This window comes from Bradyrhizobium embrapense (genome assembly GCF_001189235.2).
Taxonomy (GTDB): Bacteria; Pseudomonadota; Alphaproteobacteria; order Rhizobiales; family Xanthobacteraceae; genus Bradyrhizobium; species Bradyrhizobium embrapense.
Genome location: NZ_LFIP02000020.1, coordinates 11,629 through 31,305, shown reverse-complemented (window position 1 = coordinate 31,305; position 19,677 = coordinate 11,629). Strand labels below are relative to the sequence as shown.

Genomic DNA, 19,677 nt, shown 5'->3' with positions numbered 1-19,677 from the left:
GATAGTTTCGCGCCCTGGTCGGCTAACCCCGTACAGGGCGCGGCCCGGATGAATGCGCCTTGTTATTCTCCCATGATGCAAAGATTCATTGGAGAAGCGCGCCAGCGCGGACGTGATCGACGCGGGTTTCTTTTAATGCGCTGCACTTCAATTCAACGTCGGGCCGATCCGTTGTATTCTGGGCACTCTGGAATATTCGTTCCGAACGAGGATGTGATGCTTGCAGACGCGGCCGTGTAGTTTCGGTCTATTGTTGCTGTGGATCTCAGCGGCTCGCGTGCGCGTTCTGCCAGGGATGTCCACATCCGTAAATTGACACTCCCGAAATCCGGCGAATACTAGCACTACTTTGGCAGAATTTGTTTTCGCCACTGTTTTTCAAGGATTTGCTTTTGGCAATATGGGCACTGCTGAGGTGGCGGCCGAAGGATGAGATCGACGATGGCGTGACACACGGCGGGCATGGTTGGTTGAGGCGGAGGCCCGTTGATTCTTTTTTTCCGCCCCGCATTTGCGAGGCGACGATGTTGCAGGAAGGCGTAGGCAATCATTGTCATCAGGTCGTGGCGATGAAGACCCTGCCATGATCGCCCCTCGAAGGATCAAGTCCGAGCTCCTCCTTCAACTGCTGATGCGCCTGCTCACAAATCCATCTTGCCTTGATGCTGGCGGCCACTGTGCGCAGATCCGTCGCCGCAGGGAGATTGGCAAGAAAGTATTTCTTCTCCCCTGAGGCACGTTGCCCGCCAATGAGCCAAGCTTCGTCGCCCGGGAGATGCTGCTGACCCTTATCCCAAATCCGCTGAGGAGGGCCGTCGGTGGTGCGGACACGGAGAGCAGCAAATCGGGCTTTCAGCCGACCTTTGGTTCCGCTGCGCCAGCTCACGGCTTTCCATTTGGCGCTGGCCAGCATTTGTTCTGCCGCAATCGTAAGATATAGGGCACATGGTGCTTTCGTGGTTTCCCGCGGACTCTTTCGTGGTTTCCCGCGGACTTTGGTGATCGGCCAAATGAGCTTCACGTCGACCGGATACACCTTCAGGTGCCGAGGGATGCCGACAGCCCAAGCCAGCCCGCGCTCCGTTAGCCCTCGTCGAAAGGGTGCGCTAAGTCCGTATCCTGCATCCGCCAGCACACATCCAAAGCGCACGTTGGCTGCCATCGCGCGGTCAATCTCGGCCACGGCAATTTCCGGCTTGGACCGTGGCGTTCGGTATTCGACCGACACGCGAGCACGCTTCAAACGAGACACGTCGCTTGTCCAACTGTCAGGCAGAAAGAGACGTAACGCGACCATCACCGGCACTTCGCCGCGCGCAAGCGTCGAGGACACCAGCGTTTGGCAATTTGCCGTTTTGCCGAGAGCCGACGCGTATTGGGCCGCGACACCGACCGAGCGTTCGCCCTTCTTCGGCAGTGAGGTGTCATCAATAACGAGCACCGCATCCCTACCGCCGACAAGTCGGTCCGCCTGGTTAAGCAGCTCCGTCTCCAGCGGCGTCGCGTCCCAGAGACCGTCCGCAATGAAATGGTGAAGCTGGTCGTAGTGGCCCGTGGCAAGGCGCTCCGCCATCGGCTGAACGCTCTTGCGATCGCCAGGGCCGATCAGTCCCGCAACATACTTGAGGACACATCCGCTGCCGAGTCTTATGACCCAGCCGGTCCAAGAACGGCATCAGCCAGCATTCAAGTTCGTCTTTCCATCCCGCCATGGTCAGCCCTCCAGAGCCGACCACCCATGAATCATTGAAAAACTGATTCGGGAATCCTATAAAGCGCGGCAAAACCGACAATCTGCCAAAGTAGTGCTAGTCAGGTGAATCTAAAGTTCACCACATAAAGTCTGGTGGGCTTTGTGAGAAGCCTTTGACGGAGGGCAAAATCTGGTCAGCAGATTTGGTCCATTTGAAAGGCTTCGGATTTTTGTTGTGCAGGTCGATGAAAGTACGGATGTCGGCCTCGAGCTGTTTGACGGAGGTGTGAACACCTCGCTGGATTTGCTTTCTGATGAGTTCCGCGAACCAGCGCTCGACCTGATTGATCCAGGACGTAGAAGTCGGCGTGAAGTGGACATGATAGTGCGGCCGGCGAGCGAGCTACGCTTTGATCTTGGGCGTCTTGTGGGTGGCATAGTTGTTTATGATAATATGGACAGCGAGCCCCTCGGGGATTTGAGCGTCGATCTCTTTGAGGAACTTCAAAAGCTCGACTGCCCGATGGCGCTTGTAGCATTGCCGATGACGAACCCCGAGGCAACATTGAGCGCTGCAAAAAGCGTGGTCGTGCCATGCCGCACGTAGCTGTGCGTGCGACGTTCCGGCACGCCAGGCATCATCGGTAAGACCGGCTGCTCACGATCGAGGGTCTGAATCTGGCTTTTCTCATCGATGCTGAGGACAAGGGCTCGGTTCGGTGGGGATAGATAAAGGCCGACGATATCGCGTACCTTGTCGACGAACAGCGGATCGCTCGACAACTTGAATGTCTGGCTACGGTGCGGCTGCAAGCCGAACGCCGACCACATTCGGCGGATGGTGGTGTGGGAAAGGCCAGTTTCCGCGGCCATCGAGCGGATCGACCAGTGCGTCGCGTCGGCCGGCGTCGTACGCAATGTCCGCTCGATTACCTCAGCAACCTGATCGTCGTCGATGGTGCGAGGGCGGCCAGGGCGGGCTTCGTCAAGCAGGCCATCAAAGCGATCCTTCAAAAATCGACGGCGCCACTTGCCAACGGTGTGTTCATGGATGCCGAGTTCGGCAGCCACCGACTTGCTTGGCAAGCCATCCGCACATCGCAGGATCGCGCGGCGCCGCTCAGATAGCGACCGCGCAACACGATGACGACGAACTTGCCTCTCTAGGTAAGTGCGCTCCTGCGGACTGACCACTAACGGCGCGATCGGCCGGCCTCTCACTCCTGCATTCCCCACAAGCGCTCTCCTCTACAAAGATTCGAGCCATCAACTAATGTGACGAACTTGCGTTCCAGATGACTAGATCGATACACCGGCGTAAGGCTTGAGCAGCCGAAGCCTGGCCGGTTGCTGACACGTTCCTAAACGATCTGAAAGCGTCAATTTTTAATCGACTGTTCTTCAGGTTCGCAGAGCGGGTTGAGCATTCCTTATTCAAATGCATTGATAAACTCAGTGACAGGTCTTGTAGCTACGATTGCGGAGGCCGCAAACTAGGGAATCGATGACCGTGAGGGCCGACTATGCTTGCGCGGTTCTACAAGCTTTTCAAGAAGCAAAATGTCGCGGTGCTTTTCGCCGTCGGAAAAGAGTTCCGAAAGGCATCCGGCGATCGAAAACCCACACCTGCGTTCTGAAAAAGAAACGACCTCCGGGAGGTCCGCAAACACGAATCCAACGATGCAGTGCAAATCAATAATGCTTGCTCGACTCAGAAGAGTATTCGCAAGGGCGCTCCCAATTCCTCTACGACGAACTGACTCCTGAACATATAGCGACATCTCGGCTGCGTGTTTAACATCTTCCCTGAGTCGCAACCGAGTAATTGCTGTCCAGCCGACCACCGTGCCGCCGTCCTCGCACGTATAGGACTCAAATGACGGACCTGCATCGAGTAGAAATTCTTTCATTCGCTGGTCGCTCCAAGGGCGGGTTCCTTCTGTTGTTTCTCTTGCATGACATGCGGCGTTGTAGATCCTTGTCACGCTTGGCAGGTCATCTGTTCGCAATGGGCGCACTTGATACGACATTGAATGTCCTTTCTCATCTCATTTTACTCAGAGGACGGGATCGATAGCAGCTATCTGCAGCGTTGGGCGACCCGCGGGCAACCTACCGGAGCTTATAGCTTGTGCGGATAGATCTAACTGAATCTATTTGGAGCCTGAACGCAGGCAGGAATGTCTGCATGCGAATCGACAAACGGCGGTGTCGGTGGGGAGGATAAGTGAGCTCTAATTATTAGACCCTTGACCGGCAGATTTCGGTGGGACATCGAGCGCGCGTCGTGTCCTAGACAACACCAGCAGTGTACGTGCGCCCAAGAGTGTATGAGATACAAATGTTTCGACGTGCAACTTATGCCGATGCCGGCGAGATCGCAATTATCTACAATCAGGCAATGAAGCCCGGAGTCTTTGCAATGAGTCCAATCGCTCCCGACAATCAAGAAGAACGCGTCGCCTGGCTTAGTGAACATCAAGATCCTTATCCTGCGTTCGTCTATGAAATTGACAATAAAGTGATCGGCTGGTGCTCACTAAGTAGGTTTTCAGTGCGTCCCGAATATACAGATGTCGCCGAAACATCGCGCTACATTGACGAGAGTCATCGAGGGAAGGGACTTGGAAAGCTCATGCTTGCGCACTTGATTGAGACTGCAGCCAATTTGGGGTTTCGATTACTGGTCTCAACTGTATATGAGAGGAATGTACGAAGTATAAGAAGCGCCGATGTGTTCTTCCGTCGCGCCGCAATGCTACACGAAGTCGCGCGCATTCATGGAGAATGGCACAACATCGTATGGGTCTCGCAAAAGTTACGATGAGTCGTAATCTGCGAGCGCCTCTGCGCAGATGAGAATCTGCGAACGACAGCCCCGCAAGCGAATCTCCGATTGCTCTCACAGAATCGATGCCAAGCCGATGGCGGCCGATAGTTGACGGGCGCAAAAACGCGTCAAGCGAGCGGCCACCCGCACTCGCAGCGACGTTTTTGCTGCGCCACCTCCGGTACTATGAACGTTTGTTCCTCGTCAGCCTCGTCGTTTATTGAGTGTGGGCTAGCTAGCAATCGCTCCGGATATCGCGATCTCTTGCCGATACGTCCTTGCGAACGAGCAGATCCGCGCAGCTGAACTCCGCTGTACTTCTCAGCACTAACGTATTCGTTCGGTGGTTGCCGCCTTGCCGAATGAGGCGTGTTGTTGAGAACTGTCCTTATGGACAGTGATAGGCGCATTGCCCAAGTCAAACGGCTTGACGTCGTGGACACGCGTGGCCGTGAGGCCAGCGAAGGGTTCACACGGGCGAGCGTAGACCAGCCATTGAGTCACGCAAGTTCCCATCTGGAGCGCTGACGCCTTCCGGTCGGCAGAAAGCAACATGACCCGACGCGATATGCGAGTGTCGGGGAGCTCCGCGTCGTCTGTAGACCCTGGCATCCGTGTAAATCTTCTGCGCGGGAACCGGTCTCCGCGCTGCCCTCGCCAGCCGGGAGCAGGGATCATGGGGAAGGCCGAGGGCCGAAGCCTATGAGTGGCACGGAGAAGTCGGACCTGCTGATAGTGCCTGTGAAGCGGGCAAACAAAGCGGCACGCGCCGTCGCGGAGCCGGTGGAGGAGGAGCTATCGGACACCTGCTACCTGCCCATGCAGCGGCGATAGCCGATTGCGCAAGATTGGCGAGGACGTGACCGAGACGCTGGAGCTCGCCCCGCGCCAGTGGAAGTGATCCAGCACGTACGCGAGAAGCTCGTTTTGCCGGGACTGCGAAGCGATCACTCAGCCGCCGGCCCCCTCCCATCTGATCCTGCGAGGCGTTGCCGGGCCGAGCCTGCTGGCGATGGTGCTGGTCAACAAGTTCCTGCTGCATCAGCCGTTGAACCGACAGAGTAAAACCTATGCCCGCGAAGAGATCGAGATCGACGTCTCGACCCTGGCGGGTCGGGTCGGAGGCTGCGTGGTAGCACTCGATCCCATTATTGAGGCCATCCGGATCCACGTCATGAGCCGAGCGCATCCACGCGGATGACAGTGTGCTGCAGAAGCACACAGAAAGGATGTTCGAAATGATCTGAAAATCTGTGTGCACAAGCTGTGGCAGCGATGAGGGTAGGCCCCTCGGGATCGACTTTCAGGAGTAGATCTCAAATCACTTCAAGCGGCTTCGCTTAAGAGGCGCGGTCGTGAGCGTTGAAGCTAGCGGTCGGGAGAGACCCGAACGGATACGCGTCCGAGAGACGAATGAAAATGAACCCACCGATGAACCGTCGGAAGGTGGAAATCGTCGTCAAAACCAGAGGTGTGTCGTCCCTCTGGGATGAGCCCGCCGGAAGCCTGATGACCGGTCGGGCGGCGACCGACGTTGAGGGGGCGTGAATCGGATGCAGGCGCTGCTGCGGAACTGCAGGAACCAGTCGCTCCGATGGAAAGGGAGAAGCACAAGCGGAGAAGACCGCGAGTCGAGATTACCGACGCGGAGCATTGGGACGGACCGATCCGTATTAGCGACGAAGGCTCGTAATGGGGCCGGAGCAAAGGGATCGGATCAGGTGGGCTGGCCATCGTCGCAACTGACAACAGGAGGACGACGGTGAACCAGCCGGGCAAACCGTTCAGCATCGACAAGAGAGAGGTGTACGAAGCATATCTGCAGGTGCGATCCAATGGTGGCGCTGCCGGTGTCGACGGAGTGACGATTGAGCAGTTCGAGTCCGACTTGAAGAGCACTCTCTACAAGATTTGAAATCGAATGAGCTCAGGCGCTTACTTCCCGCCGCCTGTTCGCGCCGTCTCTATTCCAAAGAAGAGTGGGGGCCAAAGGATCCTCGCGGTGCCCACTGTGGCAGACCGTTGGCACAGACGGTTGTCAAACAACTGATTGAGCCGGATCTCGACGCAATCTTTCTGGCAGACTCTTACGGCTACAGACCCGGTAAATCGGCTCTCGATGGCGTAGGCGTGACGTGACAGCGGTGCTGGAAGTACGATTGGGTTCTGGAGTGCCAACATCAAGGGACTGTTCGACAATATCGTCCACGAGCTTCTGCTGCGGGCCGTCCTGGAGAAGATCGCGCGCGAGAACCGCAGGGTCTTTGTGCATTGGCAACTCGGCGATGGCGGCAAGCTTGCCTGATAGGAGCCGGGTGAGGCGAGAGTCTCACGCCCGGTCCTGCGAGAGGCGGAGGTGAAATCCCTCCGGGCTACTCACCCGACGGTCCCGGTACTGGCCAAGCTTAAGACGGTTACCGGCCGGATTTGGACCTACGTGCGCGACGACCGTCCGTTTGCCGGCCCAGATCCGCCGGCGGCCGTGTTCTCCTACTCGCCCGATCGTGGCAGTGCGCATCCCGAGCCGCATCTGGCGGGCGATGCCGGACTGCAGGCCAACGCCTACGTCGGCTTTGGCAGGCTCTACGAAGCCAATCGCAAGGGCGGCCGATCATCAAGGCTGCGTGCTGGGCACTCGGCAGCCGCAAGTTCTTTGATCTCGCGCGGCTCAGCAAGGCGCCGATCGCGGCCGAGTCGGTCAATCGCGTCGATGTTCTGTTCGCCATCGAGCGCGAGATCAACGGTCTTATTGCCAAGGAGCGTTTGCCTGCGCGCCAGGAGAGTAGCCGCCCCCTGATCGTCGACCTGGCGATGTGGTTGCGCGGGACAGCGCGCCAAGCTCTCCATGAACAACGACACGACCAAAGGGTTCAATTACTGCTTGAGCCGCTGGGATGCACTTAGCCGCTTCCTTGATGACGGAATGCTTTGCATCGTGCTGCCGAGCGCGAGCTACGGGCGGTCGCCGTGGGGCGGAAAAATGGACCTTCGTCGCGCCCGATGAGAGCTGCCGACGTGCGACTATCATCTTGACATCGACCCACAGACCTGGCTTGCGAGATGTCCTGGCGCGCCTACCAGTCACCCTGCCAAGCGCATTGACGAACCGCTGCGTTGGAATTGGCAACCTGAAAGCATCGCTCACGCCGCTTAAGCGGGATCCGCCTTCCGCCAAAAAAAAGGCCTCGCTTGGGGGGTCACTGGATGCGCACGGACTAACACTCGGCTCGCCCAGCTCGGCATCGAAAGTCTAAAAATCGCTCGAGTCTTCGAATCGATGACGCGCGCCTACTTTGGGGAACGCACTTCTGTCTCATGGAAACCTGCCAGCCTTGATAGGTCCGTTGTCTGCGTTTCTCAGGTAAGTGAGCTGAGCCCTTTCGAAGACGCGTGTCAAAAGACAAGGGTCCCGCGCAAAGCGCGTGCACGTTCCGGCTCGGAGATTGTTCACAACTCCGCAGTCCAAGAAGCGTGCCTAGCCAAGGAACGAGACCGCCATGGATGAAATGATCGGCGAGCCACGTAAAATGGAAATTATCGAAAACTACATTCTATCGTTTGCTCATACTCTCGCAAGTAAGTAGGAACTTCGTGGTTAGGCAAATCCGAACCGTATCTGTGCGCGCCACTCTCGCAGCAGAGATCGGCGCCGGAAATTTCGTGGCGGTCGAAAGGCGATATGAGGGTCGATAGACCGAGCGAGAAGCCGACGGCCGGTTCGACCATATTAACACGACTTGGACTGTCATCGCGCGCGCCATTCTGGATTTGAGCAGAAATTCCACTTCCGACTAAATATGGTCGATTGAGAATCCTTTGAATGCGATGCCACATGCAAATGGACCGAAAATGAATACCGACATCTTCGCGGCTCATGAGTCTAACGTTCGTCGCTATGGGCGATCATTTCCCACGGTCTTTACGAAAGCACTTGGGGCCACAATTCAGGACGAGGCTGGAAAGAGTTATATCGATTTCCTTGTGGGGTCCGGCGCACTTAACTACGGACACAACAATCCGAGTATTCTTACACCAGCGATTGAATATCTCGCGGGCGCGAATATTCTTCTGTCGCTCGACATGTATACGGTGGCAAAACGTGAATTCATTGAAGTGTTTGTTGATTCGATTTTGAAACCCAGGGGCTTGTCCTACAAATTACAGTTTCCTGGGCCGACCGGCACAAACGCTAACGAAGCGGCGCTTGCTCTGGCGCGGAAATATACTGGCCGATCGAGTGTCATGGCCTTCACAAATTCATTTCACGGTATGTCGCTCGGCTCATTAGCGGCGTCGGGCTCAGCATCGACCAGGAAGCTGGGCGGCGTTCCTCGCCACGATGTGGTCCGTGTCCCCTACGACGGCTATCCGAACCAAGCGTTCGATTCCGCTAGTTACATCGACTACGTGCTCGGCGACTCGGGAAGTGGCATAGAAAAGCCCGCCGCGATCATTTTGGAAACCATTCAGGCAGAAGGTGGAATGAACACCGCGTCTGCAACGTGGCTCAGGGAAATTCATCGTATTTGCCGCAAGCACGGCGTTGTTTTGATTGTCGATGACATTCAGGCGGGTGCGGGACGGACCGGCGAATTCTTCTCGTTCGAGTTCGTGAAAATCGAACCAGATATTGTTTGCCTTTCGAAGTCGCTAAGCGGTTCAGGCAATCCGCTGTCCATGGTTCTGATCCGCCCCGACATGGACGTATGGAGTCCGGGAGAACATAGCGGTACCTTCAGAGGCAACAATCTCGCCTTCGTGACCGCAGAAGCCATGTGCAAAATGTGGTCCGACAGGCGGTTTACTGCAGGTGTCGAGCGGCTAGCCTGTAAACTGCAAGGATACCTTGATCGCCTCGCAGCAAACGTTCCGCAGTGTATCGAAGAAAAGCGCGGTCGAGGGTTGATGGCCGGCCTCAAGTGCCGTTCACAGGTTGATATCGGGCGACTGCACGATATCGCCTTCGAGAACGGCCTCCTGATTGAATCCTCAGGACCAAATCGCGATGTTATCAAAATCCTCCCGCCGATAACCATCACCGATCACGAACTCGATCGTGGCATCACCATCCTTAATCACGCACTACAGGAGCAAGCCAATGGTAACTGCCCAAGTATTTGAAGCGCCCGCGATCTCGCCTCTTACGATTAGAGAACGATCAGGCTCGATCGATACTGCCGAGGTCATCTCAATAATGAAGGGCGAGATCACTGGCCTGCACATCAGACAAGGGTTCAGTGTCGAATTAGCAGAGGAGATCACCGCAAACTTTATCAGCAATTCCGGTCTCAAGGAGCGGAAAGACGGCGTTCCCGGACAATATGTCGGCGCATCTCATTACAGGAAGGATGCAGCCACTTATTTCGCAGAGGCAGAAAAGGCGCGGCCGTTTGTCGATGCTCTCTTTGGCAATTTGGCTGATCCGGTCCGCGGATTGTTCGACGCTTTGCGGCGCGAGCTTGATAATCGGGGTATTGAATTGCGGTTGGCCCGTTCAAAGCACGGCCAAGCTAACATTTGTCGCGCTATCTGTTGGTCTGGCACCGGCACGTATACCTTGGAGCCGCACGACGACGTCGCTCAAGTCCTATGCGCTGGGGAAGAATACGACCTCGCTGCAGTGGCTAAAAACACTATCGTTGCGCTTAACTTCTATCCTAGTATGCCCGAGGAAGGTGGCAATCTGAGGGTGTGGAGCCACAAGCCGACTGAAACGGACCGGAGGTCTCAGGGCGTTGAGACCACAGGCTATCCCTATACGATGGCCTATCTTGAGGCTGTCCCTTCTCACGACTTCCATCTTCGTGCCGGGGATATCGCTCTGATCGACGGCGGTTTCATCCACGGGGTCACTGGACAATTAGGCAATCGAAAGCGTCGGCTACTGCTGAATTGCTTCTTCGGGTTTGCTCAACCGAATCTTGTTCTGTGGTGGACTTAGCGTCGATGCGCACCAAAAGTTGATGTTGTGGCCGCTGACCGGCGTGGGCGGCGAGGGGGCGTTCCTAAAGGTGGAGGCCATTCACTGGCAAATATCGCGCAGATCGAATTACGTCGTCAATCCAATAGTGAGTTGTTCACTGAGCGAATATCCGCCCAATCGTCAAGGCAAGCGAAGAAATCGACGTGCGCGAGGGCCCCGGTCACCGACCTCGGCAGCGCCTCTTTGCGCTTCAGGTTCTGTGATTGTGCCGCTGGCAACGTTCTGGCTACACAGCCGGTCGACTTTCGCAGCTCGGAGACCGGCTATTGGCGCCGGTGAGCTAAGCGCTGCGCGGATCTGCAATGCGGTGACTTTACGCGTTACACGGTATGGACCGTTCGACCGCCTTCGTTGAAACAATCGAAAGGTCCCCACAAAAGTCAGTCGGAACGCCAAAGCCAAACCATAACCGATCTTGATCTCGGCCCCATGACTGATAGATTCGTATAACCAGACGATATGTCCGTCACTGATATGCGGCCTGCTGCGGCTTGCCCGGCGCGATGTAGTTCCACTCGATCCGGGTGAGCTGCGACCAACGCAGGATGGCCATGCTGGTGAGCTCGGTCCCGTTGTCGCTGATGATCATCGTTGGGCGGCCTCGCCGGGCGATCACGGCATCTAGCTCACGACCAACCCGGATCCCCGACAACGACGTGTCGGCCACCAATGCGATGCATTCTCGGATGAAGTCATCAACGACAGCCAGGATACGGAAGCGTCGGCTGTCGGTCAGCGTGTCGCTGGCGAAATCAGTGACCAACGCTGGTTCGGTCCCTGCGGCAACTCCATCGGAACCCGCGTTCCGAGAGCTCTTTTGCGTCCACCTCGCCGGCGAACCTGCAGCCGCTCCTCGGCATGCAGCCGCCTCAGCTTCTTGTGATTGATAAGTACGCCTTCACTGCGGATCATGAGAAGCAGACGGCGATAGCCAAAGCGCCAGCGCATCGACGCCAACTCGCGCAGGCGGACGCGAATGGTCGCGTCGTCAGGCCGAAGGCTGAGATAACGCACCGAGGACCGATCAGCCCCATCACTTCACACGCCCGCCGCTGACTGACCTCAAAACTCGAACAAAGGTGAGCCACAGCCTGCCGCCTTGCAACGGGCGTCACCATTTTTTTGACTTGAGGTCCTTTAGCATGGCGTTGTCGAGCATCGCCTCGGCCAACAGCTTCTTCAGCTTCGCATTCTCGTCGGCAAGGACGTTGAGGCGCCGAGCTTCGGATAGGTCCAGGCCACCATACTTGGCCTTCCATTTGTAGAACGTCGCGCTGCTGATCCCGTGTTTCCGGCAAACATCACCGGTCTTCGATCCTGCCTCGTGCTCCCGCAGCACAGCAATGATCCGCTCTTCCTCGACTGCTTCATCTCCGTCTCCCTCGAGGTGGACGGATTCTACCCATTTTTTGGATGAAGTTCAGGGGTTCAGGTCAATTTCCAAGAGGGAATCGCCGCCTGGCGAGACAAGCGCAAGCCTGCATTCGTTGGCTTTGAGGATAAAATCAAAGCGAAAGAGGATCGATGAAGGTTCTTGTGCCGGTAAAGCGGGTCGTCGACTACAACGTCAAGGTCCGCGTCAAGAGCGACGGGACGGGCGTGGAGCTCGCCAACGTCAAGATGTCGATGAACCCGTTCGACGAGATCGCCGTCGAGGAAGCGCTGCGGCTGAAGGAAGCCGGCAAGGCGACCGAAGTAATGGTGGTGTCGATCGGACCGGCGCAGGCCTCCGAGACCATTCGTACCGCCCTTGCGATGGGAGCCGACCGCGGCATCCTGGTCAAGGCCGAAAGCAATGTCGAACCGCTCGCGGTCGCAAAGATCCTGAAGGCGGTGGTCGAGGCGGAGCAGCCCGGCCTCGTCATTCTCGGCAAGCAGGCGATCGACGACGACTCGAACCAGACCGGCCAGATGCTGGCCGCGCTGCTCGGCTGGTCGCAGGCGACCTTCGCCTCCAAGCTCGAGGTCGAAGGAAGTGACTTCAAGGTCACGCGCGAAGTCGACGGCGGCTTGCAGACCATCAAGCTGAAGGGCCCGGCGATCGTCACCACTGACCTCCGCCTCAACGAGCCGCGCTATGCGTCGCTGCCCAACATCATGAAGGCGAAGAAGAAGCCGATCGACGACAAGAGCGTCGCTGACTACGGCGTCGATGTGACGCCGCGTCTGGAAGTGCTGAAGACCGCGGAACCGGCAGGCCGCAAGGCGGGCTTCAAGGTCAAGGACGTCGCCGAACTCGTGAACAAGCTCAAGACCGAAGCCGGGGTTCTCTGATGACGACGCTGTTGGCCAAGATCATCGTCTCGGGTGGCCGCGCCATGCAGAGCCGCGAGAACTTCGCCAAATACACCGAGCCGCTCGCCGACAAGCTCGGCGCCGGCGTCGGCGCCTCGCGCGCCGCGGTCGATGCCGGCTATGCGCCGAACGACTGGCAGGCCGGCCAGACCGGCAAAGTGGTGGCCCCGGAACTTTATGTCGCGGTCGGCATCTCCGGCGCGATCCAGCATCTGGCCGGCGTGAAGGACTCCAAGGTGATCGTCGCCATCAACAAGGGTGAAGACGCACCGATCTTCCAGGTCACCGATTACGGCCTGGTCGCCGACCTCTACCAGGCGCTTCCGGAGCTCACCGAAGCGCTCAAAAATAGCACTCGTGCCAGACGTCTGCGCTTTTACGGTCGGTAGGTCCGAGGCAAGGTTTGTTTGAGGCCGAATTTCTTGTATGGCGAACTGGTCGTGGACGAAGTCCAGCGACCAGCGCGCATTCGGCCTCGCTTCCACCAGGATCGGCGCCCTGGTCCCCACGGCCTTGCGGCGGGCTCGTCGCTTGCGAACGATGAGCCCTTCTTCCCGATAAAGCCGGTAGATCCGGTTGATCCCCGACGGTTCGCCCTCCGCCGCAGCAAGACGAACAGCCGGCGGTAGCCGAAACGTCGCCGCTCGTGGGCGAGATCGCGCAATCGACCACGCAAAACCGCGTCTGGACGGCGGCTGGAGCTGTAGCGGATCATCGTCCGATCCGCGCCAACGATCGTGCAGGCCCGCCGCTCCGACAGGCCCATCACGGCCTTCAGGTGCGCCACCGCGGCGCGCTTGGCGGCGGGCCCTACTATTTTTTTGACAAAAGCTCGCGGAGCGCGGCCGCATCGAGCATCTGCTCGGCCAAGAGCTTCTTCAGTTTTGTGTTCTCATCCTCGACCGCCTTCAGCCGCTTGGCTTCCGACACCTCCATGCCGCTGAACTTGGACTTCCAATTGTAGATCGTCGCCTCGGAGACCCCGTGTTTGCGAGCCAGGTCAGCTGTCTTCGCCCCAGCCTCATGCTCCTTCAATACCGCGATAATCTGCTCTTCCGTGAACCTTGCTCGCTTCATCTGTCCGTCCTTCTGCAGGCCCGACTCTAACTCCATCTGGAGGAAATACTCAGGGGCAGGTCACATCGTGCGAACTCGCGGCCGACGTCACGCTGTCGCCTTCTGGCGATCGTGCGCAATGCGGGGACCGATTTTAGTAACTGCCGAGTTCTGTGGACATGGATGGATTCGCCGGGTTACTTCCGTTGATTCTGGGCCTCGGCTCGGCCAGTATCAGGTCGCGTATCCGGATTAACCCAAGCACCCTTGGATTTGGCTGCCAGGGGTGGGCAGGATCGCAGCGTTGGCTATGATCCACTCGCTTGCGTGGCGCTCTCGACGCGATGCTTCGACGGCGGTGCTCGTGGCCGGATGACTGGGATCGTGACGAGCCGTCGTAGTCGCCCGTGAAGAATGCGGATCGGCCTGGGAGATGGGCAGAAGCTGTCTCGATAAAGTATTCGATTTTGCAGGAAAGCCGGGTGTTGGAGCGCGCTGTCTTGCGTTTTGGGATTTTGCTTTCGAGCGATTCGTGATTCCCTGACGGCGGGTCATCGGCGTTGGGGAAGGCGATGAGCAAACCGCGGGATGATCGTCAGAGAGACTTGCTGCTTCCTGGGCTCGATCAAATCATCGACATGGGCCACCCGCTGGTTTGGTTAGCGGCGCTGATTGACTGGAAATTTCTGGATGACCGCTTTGGTTCAGTATGCCAAGCGGGGTCGGGGCAGCCGGGCCTGCCGACGCGGCTAGTCGCCGGCCTGTTCATTTTGAAGCACATGCACAACCTATCAGATGAGGTGTTGTGCGCTCGCTGGATCGAGAACCCCTACTACCGTGTGCCTCGTAGCTGGTGCGTATCTGCCAGCATAACTGTGTTGAAGATGGGAGCTGGCCTCCCGGAGCCGGCGTGCAGGGGCAGGCTTCAAACCACTCCAGGCTGCTGCGTTTAAGAGACGTGGTGGTGAGCGCTGGGGAAAAGGCGGCGGGCTACGCCGTCAGGTGAGTGATGGGAAGATGAGCGCAAGCGAACCGCCGATGACGCCTCGAAATGGGTCCAGACGCTGTCAAAACGAGCATCGTGGTAATCATGCTCGGAAGAGTGTGGGCGATACCTGCTTACGGTCCACGCGGCAGCCGGTGTATAGGCGGCATGATCTCATCACAGGCTTCAATCCGGAGCGAGGGAACCTGGCTCGGGGTGTTAAGGGAAATCCGCAAGTGGCGCACACCACGAGGGAGAATACCAAAACCCGAGACAGGGGCGGAGCAGCCTGTAGTAGCGCTGAAGTGGCTGTAATGGCCATGGAGCGAAGGGCTGCGTTATCCTGTCCGACATCGGACGCCAACCGGCTTTGTCGGGAGGAGCGTCATGACGCCGGACAAACCGTTGCCGATCACCAAGCGTATGGTCTGGGAGGCCTACCAGCTGGTGGCAGAGAATGGAAAAGCGGCGGGCGTCGATGGCCAGAGCCTGGATGAATTCGCGCAGGACCTTGGGAATAACCTCTACAAGCTCTGGAATCGCATGGCGTCGGGAAGCTATCTCCCGCCTGCGGTCAAGCGCGCGGAGATTCCCAAAGCCAACGGCGGCATCCGTCCTCTGGGCATTCCGACGGTCGCAGACCGCGTCGCGCAGATGGTGGTCAAGCAGTATCTGGAACCGGGGTTGGATCGAGTGTTTGATCCTGACTCCTATGGCTATCGGCCGGGAAAATCAGCGCATCTGGCGATCGAGCAAACGCGCAAGCGGTGCTGAGACTATGACTGGGCTTTGGATCTCGACATCAAAGGCTTTTTCGACACGATCGATCATGCCCTTCTGGTGAGAGCGCTTCGGAAGCATTGTCAGGAGCCCTGGGTCTTGCTGTACGTCGAGAGATGGCTGAAGGCTCCGGTGGAGATGCCCGATGGGACTATCCAGAAACGGGAAGCCGGAACACCGCAAGGTGGAGTGGTAAGCCCGTTGCTGGCAAATCTTTTTCTGCATTACGCCTTCGATGCGTGGATGCGTCGGATGTTTCCGCGCATTCCGTTCGAACGCTATGCCGATGATACAATCTGCCATTGCCGGACACGGCAAGAAGCGGAGCATCTAAAGGCGGTTTTGGAGAAAAGGTTGGCCGACTGTCATCTGACGCTGCACCCGCAGAAAACCCAAGTGGTTTACTGCAAGGACAGCAATCGACGCGGGACACATCCGCAAGTCCACTTCACCTTCCGACCCCGCATGGCGAAGAATCGTTGGGGAAAGCTCTTCACGTGCTTCCTTCCCGCAGTTAGTCCGCAGGCGCTCACGCGCATGCGGGAGCGGATAAGGAGCTGGCGCTTGCCACAGCACGCGCCGCTTCCGTTGGCTGTTATAGCCCGAATACTCAATCCGGTCCTTCAAGGGTGGTAGCAGTATTACGGGCGCTTCTATCCAACGGAGCTGTGGAAGCTGTTCACGTACTTCGACGAACGTCTCGGAGCCTGGCTCCGACGGAAGTACAAGCCGCTCAAAAGGCACCGGGGACGGAGCTTGCGGCGGCTGAACGGCATTGCGAAGCGCAACCCCTCGCTCTTCGTCCATTGGGCACGCCTTGGCCACGCAACGGTTGGGTGACAAGAGCCGGATGATGCGAGAGTATCACGTCCGGTTCTGTGAGGGGCTGAGGGTGGAACTCCCTCGGCCCACTCGACAGTTCTTCACCGGCGAATTGAGTTTCTGCCACCCTCTGCCATTCGATCGATCGTCGATGACCCGCTGGCACCAACGGCTTGGCGAGGAACAGCTCGTCGCGCTGATCCAGGAATGTCTGTCAGTGGCGCACAAGACCGGAGCCATTGGTGCCAAGGACCTGCAGCGAGTGGTGGTCGACACCACGGTCCAGCCCAAGGCCGTTGCGCATCCGACCGACGCGCGGCTGATGCATCGAGCAATCATCAAGCTCGTCGGGCTCGCCAAGCGCAACCGCGTGCCGCTCCGCCAGAGCTATCTACGCTTGGCCAGGCGCGCCGCCATCATGGTCGGCCGCTATACCCAAGCCCACCAGTTCAAACGCGCCCGGCGCCAGCTCAAGTTCCTGCGGACCCGGCTTGGCCGGATCATCCGCGACATCCGCCGCAAGATTGATGGCGATACGGTGCTGGAAGCTCGCTTTGAGCCGCTGCTCGGCTTAGCGCAGCAAGTGCGCAGTCAGGAACAGCATCAGCGCGGTCCAAAGGTCTATGCGTTGCATGCCCCGGAGGTCGAGTGCATCGGCAAGGGTAAAGCCCGCGCGCCCTACGAGTTCGGCTGCAAGGTTAGTATCGCCACTCCCGTGACGTCTCCGAAGGGCGGACAGTTCGTGCTCCATGCCAAAGCCCTCCATGGTGAACCCTTCGACGGACACACGCTCAGCCCCGTGATCGTCGATATGAGAAGATTACCGGCGTGGAGGCTCGACGCATCCACGTCGACAAAGGCTATCGCGGCCACAACCACCTGCATCGGTTCAGGGTCTGGATCTCAGGTCAGGTCCGCCGCGTCACCGCTTCCATCCGTCGCGAGATGAAGCGTCGCGCGGCCGTCGAGCCCGTCATCGGCCACGTCAAGGCCGAACATCGCATGGACCGCAACTATCTCAAGGGACGCCTCGGAGACCGCATCAATGCCGTCCTTGCTGCCGCCGGCTACAACTTCGGCCTGCTCCTGCGAGGCTGGCAGAGCTTTTGCGCGTCATCCGCACCTTCGTCGAAACTGCGCCGGCTCAAAGCATTGCATGAGCCGGGTACCGCGCCGGTTCTTCACGAACGACGTCGTATTAATCCTCCACACCGTCTGAGCTGATCTGCTTGACCAGCTCGACGGAAGGCCTCGAGGTTGTCTTGTACCAGCGTAAGCCGATTTGAGCTCGCCCTCGACGACTCTTCCTACCATCGCCGACCGAGCTTGTGCGTCGAAGGCGTTAGATCGCGCGCAGAATCGATACAATTGGCTCAACATTCGATGCTTTTTCGATATCCATTATCGCATCTATAATTGTGTCAGCTTCCCTTTCGGGTAACTCGCTGGCGATGCGAAACTTACGGATCACTTGTTCGTCGCCCCATGCGGTGTCCGGTAGCCAGGGGTTTCCAAACGCGAAGTCTGCGTCGGCCTCCACTTTCGTGCCATCGCGCATAAAAACCGTCGCTCGCGCAGGCATATTGCGAGTTTGTTCACGAACGAGATGCTGCCCCCACGTATTGGCATGATCCCAATTCTCGACGTGAACCTTCTCCCGGATCGCCTTTACGTCCATGTTACCATCTTGCGCCTCGTCCAACCAAGCTGAACCAACGGGCACGCCAAGAAGCATCATCGCCACTGCATGTGGGATACTAAATTGCCTTGAGCAAAAAGTACGGGGCGCGGGATTTTGGAAGCGCGCCGTGCTGGTGAATTCGTTTGTGAGAATTACGATGCGCTCAATATGCTCGATCTTGACCCTCGTTTTTCCAAGCGCCTTAACCAAAGCGGTGAGCGGTTGGTGGGTCCACCCACAGGTAGGCCAGGGCTTGTAGCAAACATCGCGTAACATCCAACGCGATCCCAGCTCACCAATCAAATGATCGGGATTGAACGAATCCGTGCCCGACATCCTAATAACGGAATGATTCCCATCGAATATATCGGCGAATCCAGTCGCGCCTAACTGAGCCGATTGTGCTGCGAACACGCCAGTTATCGCAGTCCAACCGGCATCGGCATACTTGCAATCGGGTAAGTCCAGCGAACTGGCCCACTTCATGGCCGCCGGCAAAGGCGTGTTAGACCCAGCGATGCCGAAGGTCTCGCAGGCTCGCTTCTCATCTTGAGAGAAAAGTTGAATTGCAGCGCCCGCCGCTGCAAATACGAGAGGAGCAGACAGACTATAGAATGAAGGATAACCAGTAATTCGGCCGTCTTTGAAACGTGCGATTTGACCCAAGGCCGTCGCGACCCTACCGCCTAATTCATAAGCTGCAATCAGTGCTTGCAGGAATTTCGCGCCAGTTGCCTCTCGCGTTTCGGCAAGCGCCAGCGCAGAGGCGACAGCGCCGCATCCAAAATGGTGCGCGACAGGGAAAGTATCGTCGAGATCCATGCAATTTGCTAAACGAGCGTTCGCGTAAAGTGCGCCGACCAGGCTTCCCTTTTGCGGGCGCCCCACAATTGAGGTGGTATTGCCCGCGCCGAAAAAATCGACAAGACCGGAAACCTTTGGCGCGATGCTTGTCCGGCTGCCGGCAATTGCGCAACCTATCCAGTCGAGAAACAAACGGCGAGCTTCTGCTCTTACATCGACGGGCACGTCTTCCAGCATCAAGGACGAAAAATATCGGGCGAGGGTTGTCGTTAGGCTTAGCGATAGATTGCTCATGGTCAACTCTTGGCGCTGGTTCTGAATTGCGGTTTGATGTTGAGGCGGTAGGTGGCTATTGCTCTGCCGACTTGGTCGAATCGTTTCATACAGCTGTCGGTGCTTGTATCGTAAGTGAGGTTGCGCCAAGAATATTACTTATGATAGCACACTCAAAAGTGCTGCGGCCGGTTCGGATACCTTTCATGAAGCAATCGATTTTTATGCTTTCATCAGGCGCTTGATTAGCTTCGTCTGCATTGGCATAGGGTTTGGTACGACTCCACCAAAGTTGCCAGAGTGAACGTCACGATTGGCGCCTCTTGCTCTCAACTCGAAGGAACAATGCCACGAGCGCCATAGGTTATAATCGGGCGGCCCGAGTCATGCTGTGGTCCGTCGGCTGTGACGACGAGATCAGCTTTCAGCAATCCGCGATGCGACCTTACGAAGTCCGCAATGTTGGGACTTCCGA

8 protein-coding genes and 10 pseudogenes are annotated in these 19,677 nt (G+C 57.6%); 12 read left to right on the top strand and 6 right to left on the bottom strand.

What is annotated here, in order from left to right:
• Nucleotides 1-378: 378 nt before the first annotated feature.
• The 3 genes and pseudogenes from AKN83_RS37350 to AKN83_RS39185 form a co-directional block, all read right to left on the bottom strand.
• Nucleotides 379-1,747: pseudogene (locus tag AKN83_RS37350) on the bottom strand (IS701 family transposase).
• Between the two features lie 75 nt (nt 1,748-1,822).
• Nucleotides 1,823-2,929, bottom strand: a pseudogene (locus AKN83_RS37345) (IS630 family transposase).
• Nucleotides 2,930-3,186: 257 nt separating this feature from the next.
• On the bottom strand, nt 3,187-3,723 hold the full coding sequence (locus tag AKN83_RS39185) for a GNAT family N-acetyltransferase (RefSeq protein WP_083992416.1): 537 nt from the start codon (nt 3,721-3,723) through the stop codon (nt 3,187-3,189).
• A gap of 311 nt (nt 3,724-4,034) precedes the next feature.
• Between AKN83_RS39185 and AKN83_RS39180 the strand changes: the two genes are divergently transcribed.
• The 7 genes and pseudogenes from AKN83_RS39180 to AKN83_RS37315 all read left to right on the top strand — a co-directional run bounded on the left by AKN83_RS39180 (nt 4,035) and on the right by AKN83_RS37315 (nt 10,464).
• Complete coding sequence (locus AKN83_RS39180) at nt 4,035-4,520, top strand: GNAT family N-acetyltransferase (protein ID WP_083992421.1); 486 nt, start codon at nt 4,035-4,037, stop codon at nt 4,518-4,520.
• 808 nt (nt 4,521-5,328) lie between these two features.
• Nucleotides 5,329-5,734: pseudogene (locus tag AKN83_RS42215) on the top strand (IS66 family transposase); the annotation flags it as partial.
• 551 nt (nt 5,735-6,285) lie between these two features.
• Nucleotides 6,286-6,438: a hypothetical protein gene (locus AKN83_RS42210; RefSeq protein ID WP_244522237.1), complete on the top strand. Its 153-nt coding sequence runs from the start codon at nt 6,286-6,288 to the stop codon at nt 6,436-6,438.
• 441 nt (nt 6,439-6,879) lie between these two features.
• A pseudogene (locus tag AKN83_RS41970) lies at nt 6,880-7,056 on the top strand (IS66 family transposase); the annotation flags it as partial.
• Nucleotides 7,057-7,133: 77 nt separating this feature from the next.
• Complete coding sequence (locus AKN83_RS41620; RefSeq protein ID WP_244522239.1) at nt 7,134-7,427, top strand: IS66 family transposase; 294 nt, start codon at nt 7,134-7,136, stop codon at nt 7,425-7,427.
• 945 nt (nt 7,428-8,372) lie between these two features.
• Entirely contained in the window at nt 8,373-9,644 is a 1,272-nt protein-coding gene (gene ectB, locus AKN83_RS37320) for a diaminobutyrate--2-oxoglutarate transaminase (RefSeq protein ID WP_050400040.1), read from the top strand.
• On the top strand, nt 9,622-10,464 hold the full coding sequence (locus tag AKN83_RS37315) for a 2OG-Fe(II)-dependent halogenase WelO5 family protein (RefSeq protein WP_050400042.1): 843 nt from the start codon (nt 9,622-9,624) through the stop codon (nt 10,462-10,464). Before ectB ends, AKN83_RS37315 begins: the two co-directional genes overlap by 23 nt.
• 514 nt (nt 10,465-10,978) lie before the next feature.
• Here AKN83_RS37315 and AKN83_RS41615 read toward each other — a convergent pair.
• Nucleotides 10,979-11,863 (bottom strand): annotated as a pseudogene (locus tag AKN83_RS41615) (IS3 family transposase); the annotation flags it as partial.
• A 167-nt stretch (nt 11,864-12,030) separates the two neighbouring features.
• Here AKN83_RS41615 and AKN83_RS37300 point away from each other — a divergent pair.
• Nucleotides 12,031-12,780, top strand: a complete 750-nt coding sequence (locus AKN83_RS37300) for an electron transfer flavoprotein subunit beta/FixA family protein (protein ID WP_063695728.1) — start codon at nt 12,031-12,033, stop codon at nt 12,778-12,780.
• Nucleotides 12,781-12,794: 14 nt separating this feature from the next.
• A pseudogene (locus AKN83_RS37295) lies at nt 12,795-13,190 on the top strand (electron transfer flavoprotein subunit alpha/FixB family protein); the annotation flags it as partial.
• 39 nt (nt 13,191-13,229) lie between these two features.
• Here the strand turns inward: AKN83_RS37295 and AKN83_RS39165 are convergent.
• Nucleotides 13,230-13,878, bottom strand: a pseudogene (locus tag AKN83_RS39165) (transposase); the annotation flags it as partial.
• 551 nt (nt 13,879-14,429) lie between these two features.
• Between AKN83_RS39165 and AKN83_RS37285 the strand changes: the two are divergent.
• The 3 pseudogenes from AKN83_RS37285 to AKN83_RS37275 all read left to right on the top strand — a co-directional run.
• Nucleotides 14,430-14,696 (top strand): annotated as a pseudogene (locus AKN83_RS37285) (transposase); the annotation flags it as partial.
• 533 nt (nt 14,697-15,229) lie between these two features.
• Nucleotides 15,230-16,462 (top strand): annotated as a pseudogene (gene ltrA, locus AKN83_RS37280) (group II intron reverse transcriptase/maturase).
• A gap of 67 nt (nt 16,463-16,529) precedes the next feature.
• Nucleotides 16,530-17,545 (top strand): annotated as a pseudogene (locus tag AKN83_RS37275) (IS5 family transposase); the annotation flags it as partial.
• A 241-nt stretch (nt 17,546-17,786) separates the two neighbouring features.
• On the opposite strand, the gene AKN83_RS37265 reads toward AKN83_RS37275, so the two are convergent.
• Nucleotides 17,787-19,223, bottom strand: a complete 1,437-nt coding sequence (locus AKN83_RS37265; protein WP_083992413.1) for an MmgE/PrpD family protein — start codon at nt 19,221-19,223, stop codon at nt 17,787-17,789.
• Nucleotides 19,224-19,677: the final 454 nt, after the last annotated feature.